Raw genomic sequence first — 18,686 nt, 5'->3', positions numbered from 1 at the left:
AGGAAAACCATGCTGACCAACACCGAGATCCTCAACGACATCGCCAAAATCGTCGAAGACGTGATGGGTGTCGACTCCGCCGAAGTGACCGGCGAGAAGTCCTTTGTCGACGATCTGGACGTCGACTCCCTGTCGATGGTGGAGATCACCGTGCAGGTCGAGGACAGGTTCGCGGTGCGGATCCCGGACGACCAGGTCGCGGAGCTGCGAACCGTCGGCGACGCGGTGAGCTTCGTCGCCAACCACCGGTGAGTGTCCTTGATCGTTTCCGGCTCGACGGTCGCGTCGCCGTGGTCACCGGCGCCTCCGCCGGGCTGGGTGTCGCCTTCGCCACCGCGCTGGCCGAGGCCGGCGCCGATGTCGTGCTCGGGGCGCGGCGTGCCGACAGGCTGGTGGCAACGCGCGGGGCCGTCGAGGCGCTCGGCCGCCGGGCTGTCGCTGTGCGTACTGACGTTGCCAAGCCTGAGGACTGCCGCGCGCTGATAGACGCGGCTGTTCACGCGTTCGGGCGGGTGGACATTCTGGTCAACAACGCCGGGATCAGCAGCGAACAGCCTGCGACCGAGGAGACACCGGAGCAGTTCCGCGAGGTCGTCGACATCAATCTCAACGGCTCCTACTGGATGGCCCAGGCCGCGGCCGCGGTGATGCCGCCGGGCAGTGCCATCGTCAACGTGTCGAGCATCCTCGCGCTGGTCACGGGCGGTCTGCCGCAGGCCGCCTACTCGGCGTCGAAGGCCGGGATCCTCGGGCTCACCCGCGATCTCGCCCAGCAGTGGACCCCCGGCAAGGGCATCCGCGTGAACGCCCTCGCACCGGGCCTGTTCACCTCCGCGATGACCGACGGCTACGCCGAGGGCTACCTCGACGCGATGATGCCGCGGGTGCTCTCGGGCCGCGTCGGGCAGCCCGAGGAGCTCGCCGCGGCCTTGGTCTTCCTCGTTTCCGACGCGTCGTCCTACGTCACCGGCACCACTCTGACGGTCGACGGCGGCACCCACATCGCATAGCCCAGGGAGCTGGCAATGACGACGGAGCCGACCGCCCGTTCTCTTCCGCGCGGATCGCTCGGTGATCCGCACCTGCGCCGTCTGGTTGTGGGCCAAGGGTTGGCGGCCGTGGTCGATGCGCTGTTCCTGATATGGCTCACGCTGTTCGTGCTCGAACTGTCGGAACCCGGGATCGCCACGGGGTTCGTTCTTGTGGCCGTGGCGCTGCCGCGAGCGGTGCTCCTGCTTCCCGCGGGGGTACTGGTCGACCGCCTTGATCCAGCCCGTGTCGCGGTCGCCGCCGCCTGGCTCAGGGTCGCCGTCCTGCTCGCGCTTGGCGCCCTGGTCACCTTCACCTCACCATCGGTGACGACGGTTGCGCTGCTCGCCGGGCTGCTCGGCGCCGCCGACGCCGCGTACTTCCCGGCGGCCCTGGCGTTGCTGCCCGCCGTCGTGCCGACCGAGCAGCTCGCCCGGGTCAACGCGCTGGTGCAGGGCGCGGAGTCGGGAGGCGATCTGGTCGGCCCGGCGGTGGCCGCCGGAGTCATCGCCGCGGTCGGCTTCGATGCGACGCTCGGTGGGATCGCCGCGGTGGCCGCAGTGGCCGCCATCGCCCTCAGCACGCTCATCCGTGTGACAAGACGCGGTCCGGACGCCAAGGACGGTGAGCAGCTCAGCAGTGCGCGTGCCCTCGGCGCGGGCTTGCGATACGCCTGGCATGAACCGCTGGTGCGAGGGATGCTGGCCGCCATCGCCCTGATCAACATCGCGGTCGTGGGTCCCGTGCTCGTGGGCGGCGCGGTGCTCGCCGATCAACGCCTCGGCGGCGCGGGATCTCTGGGCGTCGTGCTCTCCGGTTTCGGTGCCGGCTCACTGGCCGGCTCACTCATGGCCGGGTGGCGGCCGCCCGCCCGGCGCGGCTGGACCGTGGTCGGCGGGGTCGCGGCGATCGGCGCAGGCACGGCCGGACTCGCCGCCGTCACCCACGTCGTCGCCGCGACGGCGGTCGTCTCACTCGTCGGCCTCGGGTCCGCGTTTCTCGGAGTGGTCGTCGTGGCCACGCTGCAGGAGCGAGTGCCCAAGCACCTGCTGGGCCGAGTGATGAGCCTCGTCGTGCTGGCAACGGTGGCGTTGGACCCGTTCTCCTACGCGGTTGCCGGCGCCCTGCTCCCATACGGCACGACGACGCTGTTTCTGGTCTGTGGCAGCGCCGTCCTGGCGTGCGCCGGCCTGGTCGCCGCGAGCCCGGTGATCCGGTCCCTGCGTTGACCATGTCATCTACTCCAACGGGACACCGCGGCAGTACCAGGGGGCGTTCACCGGGTTGCAACGCAGCGGAACGTGGCCGGGTAGTTCGGCGACGTAGTCACTGCCGTAGCGGGCGGCCAGTCCGGGCACCGGGAAGTCGGTGCTCACCAGCTGGGCGCCGCTGGCCAGGGCTGCCTTCAGTCGGGTGGTGTCCCCGGTGCTGGCCGCGTCGAAGGGCTCGTCGGCGCGGGTGCGCACCAGGTAGCCCCGGCGTACCCAGTCCTGGATCTGCGCGGTATTGGCGCCCCTGGGGTCGTTCTGCTCCAGGAAGGCCGCGTCGGCGCGGCCCGGCGCCGAGTCGGTGAACAGCACCCGGCCCTCCAGGTTCGGCCGGCCCGCCAGGTAAGGCGCCTGCACCTTGGGGTCCTTGTTGTCCATCAGGAACACGAACTTGCCGCGCGCCTGGTCCAGGCTGGGCCAGCCGGACCGCAGCACCGACTGTTCCAGGGTCAGCCCCGGCCTGCGCAGCGTGTCCGGGGTGATCAGCTGCTCGGCCGGGACCACTGACCGGATCTCCGCGTCCAGCGCCGCGAACCGCTGGTCGTCCCACGGTGGGCTCTTCGGGCCGCCCTGCTGCTCCATGGCCGGGTCGGTCTGCTTCAACTCCAGCAGCACGGCGATCGGCGCGTGCCCTCGGTGCTGCCGCGACCAGTCCACCACCTGCCGCAGGCACGTGACGACGGCCACACAGGAGGTGCCGTAGTCGTGGTCGGCCCAGTGCATCACCTTCAAGCCCGGTTTGGCCATGTCCGGGTCGGTCAGCGGACCCAGCCCGGCGGCCTGGCGGATCAGCGGCCGGGTGTACAGGCCGCCGGCGTCGCTGTCGGGCATCACGTCGAGCTCGATCTGGCGTACGCCCTCCTGGCCGAACTGCGCCGGCAGCGACGGGTGCGAGTACCACAGGTGGTCGCTCTCCCGCTGGCGTTGCTGCTCGGCGAAGGACAGCTCCCGGTGGTAGCTGTTGTGCGTGCCGATGACCTGGACCTGGTTCATCCGAACGCCGCGACCCATCGGCGGGAACCCCGCCGCCGGACCGGCCGACGTGAGCAACGCGCCCGCCGTGATCGCGAGGGCCGCGGTGGCGGCAGTCAATCTCCCCATGCGGCAACGCTGCACCACCGAAATGATCACTCAGGAAAATGCAGGTGTCGGACCGTGGAGCAGCCGGCGACCGACAGGGAATTTCGCTGGGAGCTGTCACAACGGCTCGGTGGCCTGTGTCCAACCCTTCGTCCACACCGCGTGAGCGAAGGAGAGCACGGCTATGTCCACATCGAACGACATCATGAGGGTTGACGTCCTGGACTCGTGGATCGCCCACCGAGAGCAGGGGAACGGCCCGGTCGTGGTGTTCCTGCACGGGAACCCGACCTCATCGCACCTGTGGCGCGAGGTCGTCCCACAGGTCAGCGGGCGGGCCCGGTGCCTGGCGCCGGACCTGATCGGGATGGGAGCCTCCGGCAAACCCGCGATCGGCTACCGCTTCGACGACCACGCCCGTTACCTGAAGGCGTGGCTGGACCGGGTCGTTCCGGACGGGGACCTGGTCCTGGTCGGGCACGACTGGGGCGGGGCGCTGGCCCAGGACTGGGCCGCGCGTCACGGAGCTGGTCGGGTCCGGGGGATCGCGCTCATCGAGACGTTCCTGCGGCCGATGTCGTGGTCGGAGATGGTGCCGCAGGCCGCCGACATGTTCCGGGCGTTCCGCACGCCCGGTGTCGGCGAGCGGATGGTCCTGGACGAGAACCTGTTCATCGAGGGCAATCTCCGGCGCCTCGTGCCCGGCATCGCCGAACGGGATCTCGACGAGTACCGGGCCGCGTACCCGAGCCCGGACTCTCGCCGCCCGATGCTGCAGTGGGCGCGGGAGTTCCCCCTGGACGGCGAGCCGGCGGACGTCGTGGCCCGGATGATGGCCTACGGCGAGTGGATGGGCCAGTCTGTGGACGTGTCGAAGTTGTTGATGACCGTGACGCCCGCCCAGGGCCTCGGGTCCGCGGAGGTGATCGCCTGGGCGCGGCGGACCATCAGCTCCTTGCAGGTCGAGGAGCTCGGCGAGGCCGGACACCACGCCCCGGAGCAGATCCCGGAGGCGATCGGCCGGTCGGTGGCGCGCTGGCTGGACAAGCTCGGATGACCCACCCCGACGCGGACCTTGTGGCCAGGGCGGTGGCCGGGAACCAGGACGCGCTCGCCGAGGTGCTGCGGCGGGTCCAGGACCCGGTCTACCGCCTGGCCCTGCGGATGACCGGCCGCCCTGTCGACGCCGAGGACGCGGCCCAGGAGATCCTCATCCGGGTGATGACCCGCCTGGCGTCCTTCCGCGGCGAGGCCGCGCTGGTCACCTGGGCCTACCGGATCGCCGTCAACCACCTGGTCAACCTGCGGCGGCACAGGCCCCAGGAACAGCTCACCTTCGACAGCTATCGGCAGGACCTGCTCGACGGCCTGTCGGCGCCCACGTACACCGGGCCGGACAGCGACCTGCTCGCCGAGGAGATCCGCCTGCTGTGCACCCAGGCTCTCCTGCGGTGCCTCGACCGACCAGGGCGTGCCACCTATGTACTCGGCGAGGTACTGGGACTGTCCGGGCAGGAAGCCGCCTGGGTGCTCGAAATCTCGCCGTCGGCATACCGCAAGCGCCTGGAACGCGCCCGCAGCCAGGTCCGTGCGGCGTTGCGCGGGCGCTGCGGCCTGCTGGACGCGACCGCGCCGTGCCGGTGCGGGAAACGGGTGAACTACGCGATCGGCAAGGGCCGGATCGGGCCGGACGTCCCGATGCTGGCCACCCACCCGACCCGAGGGACCGCCCAAGCCGCCACCGACCTGAGCCACCTGCGGAACGTAGGCGAACTGCTGCGCGCCCACCCCGCCTACGCGGCCCCGGAATCCCGGACCAACGCCATCCTGGCCCTGATCCGCTCCGGCCGATACCAGGCACTGCTACCCGACAACTCGCGCGAATCCTCCTAGCTTCCTTCAAATGAGATTGACGTAAGCATGGACATCGGACATTGTGAATGCGTACCGACTGAGGAGAGGTCATGACGGACATGCGAAAGCGAGGCACGCGGCGCCAGTACCTGGCCGCTGCGTTCGGCGTCGTGTGTTCGTCGAACGCTGACAGTCGGAAGCCCTTGTCCTGTCAGGAACAAGAGATTCTGAGCGGCGAAGGCTCCTCGCCATGATGTAGAGCACGTCATGTCCAGGGAGCCGCCCATCGGGTAACCGATCCGGGCGGCTTTCGCTATTTCGCGCACCCCGAAACAATTCTTGACGCCGCCCATTTCCCATGGGTCGGCGCGGATCATTGACATCTCCATAGCGGCACCGATACCGGCACCAGCCGTTGCGGTGCAAGGAGGATTGGCCGAGCCAGGGAAGGCAGCCGTCTCGAAAACGGACGTCGGCGTGACGAGCGCCGCGCAGGTTCGATTCCTGCATCCTCCGCAGGTCGCTAGCTCAACGGGCTAGAGCAGTCGCCTCTTAAGCGACGGGTACGGGGTTCGAGTCCCCGGCGGCCTACGAACACCTTGGCGCGCCTGGTTCGACACCGGGACGCGCCCATCATCGGTGTGACAACCAGCCCTTACGGGTGGCCTGGCCCACGTCACGACGGTCGTGTGGCGGTCTGCAAAGCCGTTCCAATTCCGGGTTCGACTCCCGGGTGGGTCTCCGGGAAGCACCTGCTCCGCTGTGTGGGTTCTGGCTCTGTCGTCCGTCGAACGGCAGCTTGATGTCGCGGGCTGCGGGGGAATCGCGGGCTAGGGCAGGATCAGTCCCATGGCGAACGTGTCCGACCGGCAGATACCCGAATACCTGGACCACGTTGGGCGTGGGTGGCACAGCATCCTGATGCGCGCCCACGCTGAGCTTGTCGCCGTGCTGCCGAGCTATCAGGTGGCGCAGGTCAAGGAGAAGTACGGCACGCTGCGCCTCCACTTGGGCGTGTACTTCGATCCCGTGACCGGCGAACTCGGCATCGCGCGTGAGCTCGGTGACCAGGTCTCCGCGATTGTGCGGGCGGCCGAGGAGGAGTCCGGTCGCACCTGTGAGGTCTGTGGCGAGCCGGGCGGCATGACTGGCGAGACGTGGTTCAAAACGCTCTGTCCCGACCACGTCCGGCCAGGCCAGAGACCCACACGTGCGGAACCGTTGAAGCCCGTCGGGGTGTACCGCGAGATGTACGTGGGGCGCCATGACGATCTGCCGTCCGTCTTCGACCACACCGACCGGGTGATCGATGACCGCGAGCGAGTCATCGAGTACATGCGAACGGCGCCGCCTGTCCTCGATGTCCTGGATGTCGAGGTGGACATGGTGAACGGCACCGACCAGATCATGAGCGCGTCATCGTTGATCTCGGACGGGGAATGGATCTGGCGGAAGGATTCGATCCATTACCTGAGCCGCTATCCGCTGGATCTTCCGGACGGCTTCCTGCAGCACGTACGCGCACGCGACTACGAACCGCCAGCCCACGACGACGTCAACTTCAGCGAAATCGAAGCCGACGTGCTGAAGTACTTCTGAGAAGCCGGCGGGCTGTCACCAACCGGCCACCACCCGCGACCTATGATGATCGCGGACCATGATGGGCGGCAGGTCCATGTCGCCGAAACACGCGAGGAGTGCGGATGCAGCCGAATCCACCGCCGCCCGGATTTCCTCCGTATGGTCAGCCGCCGATGGCGGGCGGACCCGCGCCGTGGGGTGGCGGGCCGAGCCCGTTGGCGGCGCCGCCGAGACCGAGGGCAAACGCCGCGGCGGCGGCGACCGCCGGCATCCTGGCGCTGATCACCGCCGGCATGCTCGTCTGGTTCGCGCTCTACAACGTCGACATCGCCGGCCAGCCGGACGTTGGCTGGTCCAGCCTGGAGGTGCAGAACGTGCTCGGTGGCGTCATCGGCGCGGTGTTGCTGGTGGTCGCGGCGGGGTTCACGTTCGCCCGCAAGATTCCCGGCGCGTGGACACTGTGCGTGGTTTGCGTGCTGTTCACAGTGGTGGACTTCGTGTCGCCGCTACTGCGGGGCGCGGACTTCGATGCCCACGTGAAGTTCCTCTTCGGCTTCGCGAGGAGCAACGGCGTCGCCATCGGGCTGTCGATCATCTTCGGCGTCCTGACGGCGATCATGGCGGCGGTCGCCGGCAGCACGAAGTCGTACGGACCGACCACCGCGACGCCATACCGTCCGTGATCACCCGGCCGTCGCTGGGACCTGCCCAAGAAACTGCCACTGCTCGGGACCGTTGAGCGCACCGGAGTCACCGTCATTCCGCTGTGGACGCACCCAACTGGAAATGCCAGATGACCAGCGCCGGCCCCGCGCTGGCGGCTCGTGTCGCCTCGGGCACCATGTCGGCCAGACACCACGGCCACAGCTCCCACGGTCCTACCTCCCCGAACGTGTCTGTCCGATCCGCGGGCTGCGACCGTTCGTTGGTCGGCACGGGAGGTTCCTCGCAGCGACGCACGTGCAGTCCCACTGGCAGCGCGGCTCGCAGGTAGTCCCCGATCAAGTGGCGGTAGGAACTCAGCCGTCCAGGTCGGCCATCAGCACCACGCACGGAGGGAATCGCGCCCTGCGCCACCCGCTCGGGGTGCATGTCGGCGATCACCAGGTGTCCGCCTGGACGCAGAACCCTGGCGAACTCCGCCAGCGCCGGCTTGAGCGTCGGGATGTGGGTCAGTGCCAGGGCACACACGACCAGATCAACCGCGGCGTCGGCCACCGGGAGTTGGCGTAGATCACCGAGCAGGAACTCGCCCCGCGGCACCCGCGTACGCGCCCGCGCGAGCATGTCGGGCGAGCCGTCCACACCGATGACCCGATGGCCACGCCCGGCCAGAAACTCGGCATAGCGACCAGTCCCGCACGCGGCATCCAGCGCGACACCCACGGGCAGCGCGTCCACGATCTCCTTGACCACGGGCTCGTCGATGTCGAACGCCGAGTTGGGCCGGTCATACGTCGCCGACCACAGTCGATAGCCGGTAACCGTGTCGACCCGCTCGACTTCCACGGCCGCGTCCGCCAACGCCTCGTCGGCGAGCACTCTGCGGATCTCCGCGATCCTGGCCGCCACGAAGTCGCGGTCGTACTCTCCGGTGAACGCGCGCAGCAAGGCAATACCCTCAAGCCCGAGCAGGTACGCCCGCGGGTCTTCGTAGATCACCCGACGGAGGCTAACGACGCGCCTCCGAATGAGCCACCGACTTTGTCGGGCCGGATCACCGGAGGCACACCGTTCAGGACAGTTTCTCAGTTCAGCTCGTTGAGCATGGCTGTGTACGCCTTCTTAGGCCGTAGGTTCCGGTCCCACGGCAAGGCGTCACCGGGCGACGGCGGGTAGTTGTTGATGTCCGCGGTGGATCCGTAGCGATCGGTGAAGCCCCACATGCCGAAGCTGGTGCAGTTCGGCTCGTCGCGGCACACTGCGAGCTTGCCGGCGAACTCCTTGGCCTGCACGGCGGCACTGTCCCCGTTCGCACTGACGTCCATTTCGGACACACGGACCTTCAGGCCGAGCGCGGCCAACGCCTGGACGTGCTGGCGGAAGGTTTCCGGCGGAGTGCGGTCGCCTTTCGCGTACTCGTGGTTCTGGAAGCCCACGCCGTCGATCGGGACACCGGCGGCCTTGAGGTCCTTGACCAGCTGGTAAAGCCGGTCCCAGCGCTCACCGGCCTCCTCGACGCCGTACTCGTTGAGGTACAGGACGGCGTTCGGGTCGGCCTGCCGCGCCGCGGTGAACGCCTTGGCGATGTAGCCCTTGCCCATCGCCTGCCACCACAGGTTGTGCCGGAGACCGTCCGAGCTGTCCTCGTCCATGGGCTCGTTGACCACGTCCCATTCGGCGACCCGGCCGGCGAAGTGCCCGGCGACGGCCTTGATGTGGTCGAGCATCACGGTTTCCTTGTCCGGCGCGGACCGCATCCACGTCGGCAGCGCCTCGAACCACACCAGTGTGTGGGCGTGTACGGCCTGGTCGTTGGCGCGGGCGAAGTCGACAAGCGTGTCCGCCTCGGCGAACGCGAACACACCGCGTCTCGGCTGGACGAACTGGGGTTTCATGTCGTTCTCCGGCGTGATCATGTCGAACTCACGGCCGGCGATCGCTCGGTAGGCGGCGTCGTCGACGAGCGGAGTGCTCGCGATCGCGGTACCGACATGGATCGGACGGTCCAAGCCAGATGCCTTGGCACGCAGTGATTTCTTCGACGTCGGCTGGGTCCGGTCCGGACTGTCGACGACGTCGACCGAACCCGAGGCGCTGAGAGCTGCCAGCCGCCAGCCGCCGCCGACCTGCGCGTCCGCGCCGAACCACACCGTGCCGCTGGCGAACACATCGTGCTCGTCGACGCTGCCGAGCCGTTTCCCGTTCGCGGACAATGTGATCCTGCCGCCGGCACGCTTGATCGACACCGTCACGTCCCCGGACAGGCCGGCGCCGAACGTCCTGGTCTCCTCGGCGGTGTTGGACTCCCCGTCCCATACCGCGGTCTCCAGCCGGCCACCGACGATCCCGACGCGCACGCTCGGGCGTTCCTGGCGCCACTCGTCATAGATCACCGGCAGCTGGCCGTAGAGCTGCAGGTACGCGGACTTTCCGTTGATACCGGCCATCGTCGCGTCGACCTGGAAGTCGCCGGCCACGGCCAGGTGTGGGCCGGCCAGGTTGACCGGCGGATTCGGTTGCAGGCGTCTGCCTTCCTTCTGCGACGTGATCCACCGGTCCAACGGGGTGATCTGCACGCCGTCCGCGGTCCGTGCCGCGCCGGCGAAGTGCGTCCAGTCGTGCCCGCGCAGCAGGTCGATGCCCGCCGCGACGGCAGGTACCCCGGACGCGATTAAGGCCACAGTGGACACTGCCGCCAGGACTGCCAGTCTCATCCAACCCTCCATGACAACGCATGCGAATGTCGTATGTTCCTAGCCACCCGCGGCGGCGACCCGGGTGGGCACCAAATCGTCAAGAACTTCCTGCAATGCCAACATAATCGCGCCGACCAGTGTCGCGTCCGCGCCCAACTGCGAGACCTCCACTCCCGGCGGGTAGGGGACCAACGCGGCGAGGGCGGCCCGGACCGGGTCGAGCAGCAGGTCGCCGTTGAGACCGAGGCCGCCGCCGAGGACAACCAGCTCAAGGTCGACGACCTGGGTCAGTGTCGAGGCGTACCGGGCGATCCGGTCGGCCTCAAGGTCAACTAGCGACAGGCCGAACCCGTCGCCGTCGCGGGCGGCGGCCATGATCGCCTCGGTGGTCAGTGGACTTCTCAGCGAGGTGCCCATGGCCTGCGCCAGCCTGTCCGGGTCGCTCCGCGCGCGCGGCTTGGCGAACTGGGCAACGAGTTTCTCGGCGTACGCGAGGAACGCGTCCGCGGCGGGGCTGGCGGGCTCGAACTCGTGGCCCGGCCGGACGTAGTCGATCTCGCCGGCAGCGCCGTGGTGACCGCGATGCACCTCGCCGCCCAGGACGAGTCCCGCGCCGACTCCGCTTCCGACGGCGAGGAAAGCGAAGTCCCGCAGGCCCACCCCGGCGCCGCGCCGGCCTTCGCCGAGCGCGGCCAGGTTGACGTCGTTCTCGACCGTCACCGGCACACCCAACGCGGTCCGGAACTCGGCGCCGGCCGCGAAGCCGTTCAGCTCGTGCTGGTTGGCCACCCGGACCTGGCCGGTCCGCGGGTCGATCACCCCACCGATCCCGACAACGGCCATGTCCACAGTGTCCACCTCGGCCTCGGTGGTGAGTTTTTCCTTGAGCCGCACGGCGTCGGCCACCACATCGGGCCCATGGTTCGAGGCCAGCCGGACATCGGCCCGCGCGCGTTCGTTGCCGTCAAGGTCGGCGATCACCCCCCGCAAATATCGGCTGCCAACGTCCAGACCGAGCACCGCACCAGCCTCGGGACACGGCTCGAAGAAGGTCGCGCCGTACCCGGTGGCGTCCGCCGCACGGATCAACCCAGCGGCCAGCAACGCGTCGATGGACCGTCCGATGGTCGGCTTGGACGTGCCCAACCGCCGGGCCAGTTCGGCCCTGGACACCGGATGCAGCTGTCGAACCGCCAGGTAGACAGCCTGCAGGTTCAACTCCCTGACCAGGGACCCGGTGACCGCGCCACTCAACACACGCTCATTCTAGTAACTACGCCTTACTGGATCCAGTAATACTCTATTACCAAAAGATATCGACTCTGGGCGTCTCCAGCGACTTGGAGCTCAACCGGTCAAGCTCCCTGATGTGACGCAGGTCACAAGTGAACCTCGTTTGTGGTCACGATCCGTAGCCGGCGGGGTTCAAGTGTCCGGTGTGGACGAAGAATGCGTGGGGTCACCGCATCGTGGCCGGTCAACGGAGGTGATTGGGCACGCGGCCGTCGGCTGGGTGACGTAGTAGCACGCGCGCCAGGCGCGTCAGTCAGTGTCCCGTTGGCTACTCGCCGTGTGCATCTGGTGTGCGGTGAGTCCTCAGGTAGTGGGAGGTCCTCAATGAGTACCCGACATCTCGGTTCTCGGATCGCGGCGGTGACAGTGCTCGTCGGTGGCGTGGTGTGCGCCACCAGCGGCGTCGCGCAGGCCCAGTCGAACCCGGAGGAGTTCTACCCCGGGCACCACACCTTCACCGTTCCGGCCGGTGTGCACACCCTGCACGTCGACCTGACCGGCGGTGGCGGTGGTGGCGGCGGCGAAAGCCTCTGGCTCGACCCCACCTTCGGCGCGTCGGGCACCCCTGGTGGTGGCGGCGGCGCGGGTGCCCACGTCATCTGCCAGCTCCCCGTCACCCCAGGCGCCACCTACACCGTCGTGGTGGGTGGCGGTGGTGGCGGCGCCGGGGATTCGGATTTCGGCAGCGGACTGGCGGGTAGCGGCCCGGACGGCGGCGCGGGCGGCGCAGCGTTCGGCGGCGGTGATCGTGACGGCGGCAACGGCGGGCCGCAAGGCGGTGGTGGCGGCGGTGGCGCTGGCATCGGCTTCGGGTTCGCCGGCTTGGGCGGCTTGGGCGGTGGCGGTCTTGGTGGCGGCCTGGGTGGCGAGTTCGGTGTCAGCAACACCGCCAGCGGTGGCGGTGGCGGTGGCGGCGGTGGCGCGAGCAGCTTCGGCACCCTCCTGACCGGTGCCCGGGCCGCAGGCGGCCAAGGCGGCCAGGGCGGCGGAACCCCCTTCCCACCCGACGGAACCGGCAGCGCCCTGCCCGGCCTCGGTGGGGTCATCACCACCTGCATCGGCCTCAACGCCAACACCGTGGCCGCCACCCCCGGCGGCGCCGGCAACGGAACCCAAGGCGGCCTCAACCCCGCCACCGGTGCCGGCGCCGGTGGTGACGCCGGCATCCCCGATATCCCCGTTGACCCGGACGATGATGGCGTGGTCTTCGGCCACACCGGTGGCGACGGCCACGTCACCATCAGCTGGTAAGCAACCCCACGGCGGCCCCGGCACCAACCCGGGGCCGCCCCACCTCGACCAGGCCAGGCCAAGCACGGGCCCGCCACACCAGCGGCCCGGACTCCCGCAGGATCGAGCGGGCACCCACTGTCGAAGCCCTCTGTCTCGTCCTGTGCGGACCTACTTCCCTACTACCGAGGGGATGTGACCAGGGAACCCCACCTGATCGACAGGTGATCGAAGTCGGTGACGTCGCCGAGCACGAAGGCGAGGGCGGCGACGTACTGCGGCAGGCGGCGTTGCTCGGCGATGCGCAGCAGGACGACCGCGATCGCGTCCGGACACGCCCGCTGGTGGGATGGACTGCGGCACCCGTGTGGGCATCGTCCAGCGGCCGGAACAGGCGATCGGCCACCCGGGCGCCCGGTGGTCGTAGCGGATGATCCGTCGGAGGGTCGACCACCCCTTGGTGGGCAACGCCCCGGCGTTCACCGGACTCCGACCGTCGCGCCGGCTCGCCCAACTCCCGGCCGGACCCGACGGTGCCCAGCGAACAGGGCGATTTCGTGGATGTCCATCCGGCCAGGTCGGTCAGGCACAGGTGCCGGGTAGTGCGAGCACAGCTCTTCCCGGCGCAGCGCGCAACCGTAGGCGAGCGCGAGCATGACTCGTTTGCGGATCGGCTCCGGCGCGGCTGCGGCAAGCAGCGCCAGCCAGTCCTGCTCGGTCGGAATCCACGGCAGCCTGGTCAGCCTCGGGACCAGACCCCGCTCGTGGCCACCGCGCCGGCGGCTGGGCATGTATCTGCCGCGACCAACCGTTCCAGCAGGTGGTCGAGCGCGGCCTGACCATCGCTTCGGCGGGAGAAGTCGCTGCGGGCGTAGGCCATCCGATGTGGACATTGCTCGACGAAGGTGCCTTCGCGAGTTTAGGTGCTACTCATGTTCAGCGTGGTTCTGTTCGTCAGCCGCTGGGGGAGTGGGCAGCCATCGCGGTGGCCAGGTTCTGTCGTGTGGGGTGCCGCTTCCTGTCACCTGTAGGTGCTGGCGGGCGCAGCGTAGGTATTCGTCGCGGGCGGCCTTGTAGTCCTGAAACGCCTTGTCCCAGGCGGCGGAGTCGCCGTCGAGTTGTCCGCGGGCGAACCACTCCAGTTGCCAGGCTTGATGGTTCATGGTCCGCGCGGCCGTGATCGTGTCGGTGTTGCCCAGCAGGCGCACGGTCTCGCTGAGGACCGAGCATTGGGTGGCTGCCTTGGCCAGCATCGCGAGTGCCTCGTCGTCGGGGTCGAGCGGTTGTGGATGGGTGTTGAGGCCGCGGGCGGCGGCGATGCGGTTGGCCAGCAGGACCATGTCCTTGACGGCGGTGCCGTAGTCGGAGTAGGCGGCCAGTCGTCGCTCGTCCCATCGGACGGCTTGGCTGCGTCGCCAGCGGCTTCGTTCGGTGAGGCTGGTGGACGTAAAGGACATCGCCGCGCCGACCACGACTCCGACAAGGGCTGGCAGTTGGTCGACAATGCTCATCTGATGGCTCCTGTCGTTGTGTGGTCAGGGTGCCAGGGGTTCGGGCAGGGTGGTAGGCCGCGCGTGCCGGCTATCCCAGTGGGACGTCGCGCAGTTGGCCGCGGGCGGTGATGCCCAGCTTGGGGAAGATCTTGCCCAGGTGGTATCCCACCGTGCGGGGGCTCAGGAACAGCTGGGTGGCGATCTCGCGGTTGCTCATCCCGGTGGCGGCGAGTTGGGCGATCTGCAGTTCCTGCGGGGTGAGGCGGGCGGTCGGCGTGGTGCGGCGGGTCTGGCCGCCGGCGGCACGCAACTGGGTTCGCGCGGTCGTCGCCCATCGGGTCGCGCCGAGACCGTCCAGAATCTCGTGCGCGGTGCGCAGGTGGGACCGCGCTTCGGTGCGGCGTCGGTTGCGGCGCAACCATTCGCCGAACAGCAGGCTGGTCCTGGCATGGTCGAACGGCCGGTCGTCCCGCTCGGCCAGTGCGTCGCGGAAATGCGGTTCGGCTTCCTCGTCGGGCGCGAGGAGGGCACGGCAGCGGTACAGATGATGCCGTGCCCAGGACACTCCGGCGGTGTCCGCCCACGCCTCGAACCCCGCGAAGACGGCCTCGGCTTGGGCGCGTCGGTCGTTGCGCACGCATGCCTCGATGAAGTCGACGGCGGTCGTGCGGCGATAGTAGGGATGCGCGTACCGCGAGGTGGGCGCGAAGATGCGGGCGAATTCGTGATACGCCTCGTCCGCGTCGCCGAGACTCAGGGCGAGCAGGCCGCGCGCCCACACAGCCAAGGCCGCGGTCACAGCGATCCCGCGCGCCAGCGCGTCGTCGGCCAGCCGCCGGCATTCGTCGGCGTCCCCAGTGCCCGCGGCTATCAACGCGAGGTAGGCGCGCAGGTCGGCGGCCCGGTTGACCTGCCCGGTCTCGCGGCACAGTGCCACGCCCTCGCTGGCCAGCGCGGCGGCGTCCGTCCACCGGCCGATGTGGTACTCCACTGTGGACAGCAGGGGGGCGAGGCCGGTCAGGATGCCGGCCATCCCGGCCGACCGTAGCCGGCCGGCCGCCTGGTGGCCGAACCGGTGGGCGAGGATGTCGTTGCCGGCGAACAACGCCAGCAGCAGCGGCCACGACCAGACGTGCGGGTCGTCGACGGCGAACAACGTCTCCGCTGTGATCCGCAACTCGTCGGGAGTGGCGCACACACCGGTGACGTCACCGCCGGACAAGATGCTCGCGCACCGCGCGGCCAACTCGTACGGGGTGCCGTGGGCGAGGTCCGAGACACCCGCGAGCGCGGAGGAGATCCGGGCGACATCGCCGGCGTGGTACGCGGCCACGGTCGCGGTCAACACCATGCGCACCGCCCGGCCGGGATCGTTCGTCGCGGCGAGGCGGGCCGCGTGCAGCGCCTGCACGCAGGCGGCCGACGGGCTGCCGGTTTCCAGGTCCACGTACGCCCGAAGGCAGGTCAGCTCGGTGCGGGTGTCCTGGTCGGCGGGCAACTCGTCGGCCTGCTCGACGAGGCCACGAGCCCGGTCGGGGTGGCCTGCCTGCCAGGCGGCCCAGGCGGATCTGGTGAGCCGACGGGCGCGGTCGACCGGGTCACCGCTGAGCATGGCCGCGCGATGCAGGGCCGTGCTGACCGCGATTGCGCCGCCGCGGCGCAGCATCGGACTGGCCATGTCCTCCAGCGCGGCGGCGGTCGGCTCGTCGGGACCGACGCTTGCCAGCGCCCGGTGCCACACCGCGTGGTCGGCGCGGCCAGCCTCGGCCAGTGCGTCCGCCAGCGCGCGGTGCACCGTCATCCGCTCGGCGAACGGCGCGTGCTGGTAGACCGCCGAACGGATCAGCGGATGTCGAAACCGCAAAGTCATGCCGTCGACCGCGATGATGTCCGCCTGCTCGGCGGCGGTCAGCGCGGTCGGTGACACGCCAAGACGCCTGGCCGCGGCGAGCACGGTGTCCAGACCGCCAGTGTCGTCCGCGGCGACGACCAGCACGGCCAGTCGGGTGGTCGCGGGCAACTGGTCGGCGCGTTCGGTGTACGCGCGTAGCAGCCGCTTCCCGAGTGGAATGTGGTCCGGTAGCGGTTCGGTGCCGCGCCGTTGAGCGACCGACAGCTGCCCGGCCAACTCGACCAGCGCGAGCGGGTTGCCCCCGGTGTCGGTGATCAGCTGCTCGCGGACCCGCGCGGACAGTTCGCCGAACCGCTCGGTCAGCAGCCGGTCCGAAGCCACCGGGTCGAGTCCGCCGAGCCCCAGCTCCGGCAGGCCGTGCCCGGGAAACGTTTCTCTGGCCGCGATCAGCAGCGCGACCGGCTCGGCCCGCAGCCGGCGGCCGACGAACAGCAGAGTGTCCACAGTGGCCTGATCCAGCCAGTGCGCGTCGTCGGCCACGACTACCACCGGCCGCTGTTGTGCGGCCAGCGCCAACAGTGCCAGGGTGGCCACCGCGACGACGAACCGCTCGGCCGTGCCCTCGGCGTACCCGAACGCGGTCCGCAACGCGCCGGCCTGTACCCGCGGCAGCTCGTCGAGCAAGCCGAAAATCGGCCGCAGCAGTAGTTCCAACCCGGCATACGGCAGTTCCACCTCGGACTCCACGGCGGCGCCGCGCAGCACAGTCATGTCGTCCGCGTGGGCCAGCGCGTGGTCGAGCAGTGTGGTCTTGCCCACTCCCGCCGCACCATGGATGATCAGAACCCTGCCGCGTCCCGTTCGCGCACTGGCCAAGGTGTCGGCCAGGACGCGGTGTTCCTCGTCACGTCCGTGCCACATCTCAGTCTCCCTTTCGGACCCACCACCGACATCGACGCTACCGAGACCGGGCACGCGACATCGCTTCCTCCCCCAGGCGGGGGACGTTACGCACGGTGCGCGACCACAGACTGGTCAAACCGACAGATGTGCGTGCACCGGCAAACCGGACAGTCTCTGGGCGTCCGGGGGTGTCCGGCCGAGCCTCCGCCCCCCGGCGGCCGGCCATCCCCGGGCGGGCCCGACCATCTTCTCCCGTCGACGAAGCCGTCCGGCCACCTGATCCCGGAACGCCTCGTCTCCTGCTATCAAAGGACTTGACAGTCGTGAATCTCAGGAAGTTCACCAAGCCGGTGGCGGCGTTGACCGCGGCGAGCGTACTGGCCGTGGTCACCGGCCAGCTCGCTTCGTCTGCTCCGGCCGACCCGGTGGTGACGGCCAGTTCCGGCACCAGTCCGGCGTTGCGGGCGGCGCTGGCGGAACTCGCCGCCGTCCAGAGCTCCGCGCCGCCGAGCGAGTCCCCGGCGCCGGCGGCGTCTGCCAAGGCGGCGAAACCGGCCGCGACCCCGTCCAATCGCGTTCCCGCGCCGAAGGGCCTTGACGCCAAGGATCGCGAGGCGCTGGCGCGGAACCTGCGACAGGTCGTCAACACCGACAACGTCGACAAGCTCGCCGTCGCGGCCGAGAAACAGAACGACAAGGACGCCGAGGCGGCCATCGCCGACGTCCGCAAGGCGGTGGACGCTCCGCAGACCAGGTCGTCCACCGGCATCGGTGACGAGCCGCTGCAGGAGTTGTGGGACCGGGCGATCAAGCTCGTGCAGGCGGGCATCAAGTTGGGCGGCGTGCTCGCCGACCAGGCGTTCCAGTTCGCCAAGGGGGTCCTCGACCAGCTGATCCGGCTGGGCGGCCAGGTCGCGACCGCCGCGTACCAGTTCCTGGCGAACATCGTCGCGATCGCGCTGCCCGTCGGTACCGAGATCGCGACCAAGGCCCTGCAGCTGTTCGCCCTGTTCCTGGCCGACCCGATCAAGAACGGCGGCCCGGTCGCCACCCAGGGGTACCAGCTCGTCCAGCAGGTGATCACCGAGGCGGTCCGGATCGGGACGGTCGCCGCGAACTCGGCGTACCCGGTCATCGTCAAGCTGCTCAACGACTCCGTCAAGGTGGGTGGCACGGTCACCGCCCAGACCGGGGAGTTCCTCAGGACGTTCGTGAACACCGCCGCCAAGGACGGCGGCCCGCTCCTCGTCGAAGCCGTCAAGATCGCCAAGTCGGTCACGGTGAAAGCGCTGGAGTTCGGCGGTCCGATCGCCGTCGAGGGACTGCGGATCGCCAAGTCCTTGCTCGCCGTGGCCATCCGGGTCGGCGGCCCGGTCGCCGCGCTCGTCCTGGAGATGATCCCGGACCTGGTCGGCGCGATCACCGCGCTGATCCCCGAGGCGGGCGTGGTCGGCCCGATCCTTTCCCTGGTGCTCAAGCCGATCGGCAAGCTGATCGAGGCGGGCGCGCCGGCCGTGGCCGACCTGCTCGACAAGATCCAGATCAACGACTGGGACAAGAGCGTCACCCGGGCCGCGCTGCTCGGCATCCTCAAGCAGAACGCGATCCCCGAACAGGCGATCACCTGGCTGGCCAACTTCCTCGTCGCCATCACCAAGGCAACCCGCTGACAACGGCGCCGGCCAACTGTCCACAGCGGACGCGGTAACCGCGGCCCTGGCAAAGAACAACCCCGCCGCGCTAC

The 18,686-nt window shown here is 69.4% G+C and carries 16 protein-coding genes and 3 tRNA genes; 12 read left to right on the top strand and 7 right to left on the bottom strand.

What is annotated here, in order from left to right:
• Positions 1-9: 9 nt before the first annotated feature.
• From EV192_RS32250 to EV192_RS32240, 3 genes are read left to right on the top strand one after another with little or no spacing between them, the layout of a single operon-like run.
• On the top strand, positions 10-252 hold the full coding sequence (locus tag EV192_RS32250; RefSeq protein WP_132122153.1) for an acyl carrier protein: 243 nt from the start codon (positions 10-12) through the stop codon (positions 250-252).
• Entirely contained in the window at positions 249-1,010 is a 762-nt protein-coding gene (locus EV192_RS32245; RefSeq protein WP_132122151.1) for an SDR family NAD(P)-dependent oxidoreductase, read from the top strand. The genes EV192_RS32250 and EV192_RS32245 overlap by 4 nt, the downstream gene beginning before the upstream one ends.
• Before the next feature lie 15 nt (positions 1,011-1,025).
• Positions 1,026-2,258: an MFS transporter gene (locus EV192_RS32240; protein ID WP_132122149.1), complete on the top strand. Its 1,233-nt coding sequence runs from the start codon at positions 1,026-1,028 to the stop codon at positions 2,256-2,258.
• A 9-nt stretch (positions 2,259-2,267) separates the two neighbouring features.
• Here the strand turns inward: EV192_RS32240 and EV192_RS32235 are convergent, their stop codons facing one another.
• Positions 2,268-3,398, bottom strand: a complete 1,131-nt coding sequence (locus tag EV192_RS32235) for a phosphatidylinositol-specific phospholipase C1-like protein (protein ID WP_132122147.1) — start codon at positions 3,396-3,398, stop codon at positions 2,268-2,270.
• Positions 3,399-3,561: 163 nt separating this feature from the next.
• Here EV192_RS32235 and EV192_RS32230 point away from each other — a divergent pair, with 163 nt between their 5' ends.
• From EV192_RS32230 to EV192_RS32200, 7 genes are all read left to right on the top strand, one after another.
• Positions 3,562-4,434: a haloalkane dehalogenase gene (locus tag EV192_RS32230; protein ID WP_132122145.1), complete on the top strand. Its 873-nt coding sequence runs from the start codon at positions 3,562-3,564 to the stop codon at positions 4,432-4,434.
• On the top strand, positions 4,431-5,270 hold the full coding sequence (locus EV192_RS32225) for an RNA polymerase sigma factor (RefSeq protein WP_132122143.1): 840 nt from the start codon (positions 4,431-4,433) through the stop codon (positions 5,268-5,270). Before EV192_RS32230 ends, EV192_RS32225 begins: the two co-directional genes overlap by 4 nt.
• Before the next feature lie 387 nt (positions 5,271-5,657).
• Positions 5,658-5,747: transfer RNA gene (locus tag EV192_RS32220), tRNA-Ser, on the top strand.
• 1 nt (position 5,748) lies between these two features.
• A tRNA-Lys gene (locus tag EV192_RS32215) sits at positions 5,749-5,822 on the top strand.
• 77 nt (positions 5,823-5,899) lie between these two features.
• Positions 5,900-5,972 (top strand) — tRNA-Cys (locus EV192_RS54215).
• A gap of 108 nt (positions 5,973-6,080) precedes the next feature.
• The gene (locus EV192_RS55000) at positions 6,081-6,830 is read left to right on the top strand and encodes a hypothetical protein (protein WP_207926321.1); all 750 of its coding nucleotides are present in this window, start codon (positions 6,081-6,083) and stop codon (positions 6,828-6,830) included.
• Positions 6,831-6,985: 155 nt separating this feature from the next.
• Positions 6,986-7,495 carry a hypothetical protein gene (locus tag EV192_RS32200; protein ID WP_243727214.1) on the top strand — a complete coding sequence of 170 codons (510 nt, stop codon included), beginning with the start codon at positions 6,986-6,988 and terminating at the stop codon, positions 7,493-7,495.
• A 73-nt stretch (positions 7,496-7,568) separates the two neighbouring features.
• Here the strand turns inward: EV192_RS32200 and EV192_RS32195 are convergent, their stop codons facing one another.
• The 3 genes from EV192_RS32195 to EV192_RS32185 form a co-directional block, all read right to left on the bottom strand.
• Positions 7,569-8,474, bottom strand: coding sequence for a class I SAM-dependent methyltransferase (locus tag EV192_RS32195; protein ID WP_132122139.1), 906 nt, complete (start codon positions 8,472-8,474; stop codon positions 7,569-7,571).
• Between the two features lie 86 nt (positions 8,475-8,560).
• Positions 8,561-10,189, bottom strand: a complete 1,629-nt coding sequence (locus EV192_RS32190) for an endo-1,4-beta-xylanase (protein WP_132122137.1) — start codon at positions 10,187-10,189, stop codon at positions 8,561-8,563.
• Between the two features lie 39 nt (positions 10,190-10,228).
• Complete coding sequence (locus EV192_RS32185; protein ID WP_132122135.1) at positions 10,229-11,428, bottom strand: ROK family transcriptional regulator; 1,200 nt, start codon at positions 11,426-11,428, stop codon at positions 10,229-10,231.
• Positions 11,429-11,788: 360 nt separating this feature from the next.
• Between EV192_RS32185 and EV192_RS56940 the strand changes: the two genes are divergently transcribed.
• The gene (locus EV192_RS56940) at positions 11,789-12,715 is read left to right on the top strand and encodes a hypothetical protein (protein WP_279494571.1); all 927 of its coding nucleotides are present in this window, start codon (positions 11,789-11,791) and stop codon (positions 12,713-12,715) included.
• Positions 12,716-13,173: 458 nt separating this feature from the next.
• On the opposite strand, the gene EV192_RS54995 is transcribed toward EV192_RS56940, so the two are convergent.
• From EV192_RS54995 to EV192_RS32165, 3 genes are all read right to left on the bottom strand, one after another.
• A complete protein-coding gene (locus tag EV192_RS54995) occupies positions 13,174-13,485 on the bottom strand; it encodes a hypothetical protein (RefSeq protein WP_207926320.1) in 312 nt (103 codons plus the stop codon).
• A 135-nt stretch (positions 13,486-13,620) separates the two neighbouring features.
• Positions 13,621-14,205: a hypothetical protein gene (locus EV192_RS32170; protein ID WP_132122133.1), complete on the bottom strand. Its 585-nt coding sequence runs from the start codon at positions 14,203-14,205 to the stop codon at positions 13,621-13,623.
• Between the two features lie 70 nt (positions 14,206-14,275).
• Positions 14,276-16,960 carry a helix-turn-helix transcriptional regulator gene (locus EV192_RS32165; RefSeq protein WP_132122131.1) on the bottom strand — a complete coding sequence of 895 codons (2,685 nt, stop codon included), beginning with the start codon at positions 16,958-16,960 and terminating at the stop codon, positions 14,276-14,278.
• A 305-nt stretch (positions 16,961-17,265) separates the two neighbouring features.
• Here EV192_RS32165 and EV192_RS32160 point away from each other — a divergent pair, with 305 nt between their 5' ends.
• Positions 17,266-18,612 carry a hypothetical protein gene (locus EV192_RS32160; protein WP_132122129.1) on the top strand — a complete coding sequence of 449 codons (1,347 nt, stop codon included), beginning with the start codon at positions 17,266-17,268 and terminating at the stop codon, positions 18,610-18,612.
• Positions 18,613-18,686: the final 74 nt, after the last annotated feature.

It is taken from the genome of Actinocrispum wychmicini, from assembly GCF_004345645.1.
GTDB classification, from domain to species: domain Bacteria; phylum Actinomycetota; class Actinomycetes; order Mycobacteriales; family Pseudonocardiaceae; genus Kibdelosporangium; species Kibdelosporangium wychmicini.
The sequence above is the reverse complement of the archived record's forward strand: the minus strand, read 5'-3'. Positions and strand labels throughout refer to the sequence as shown.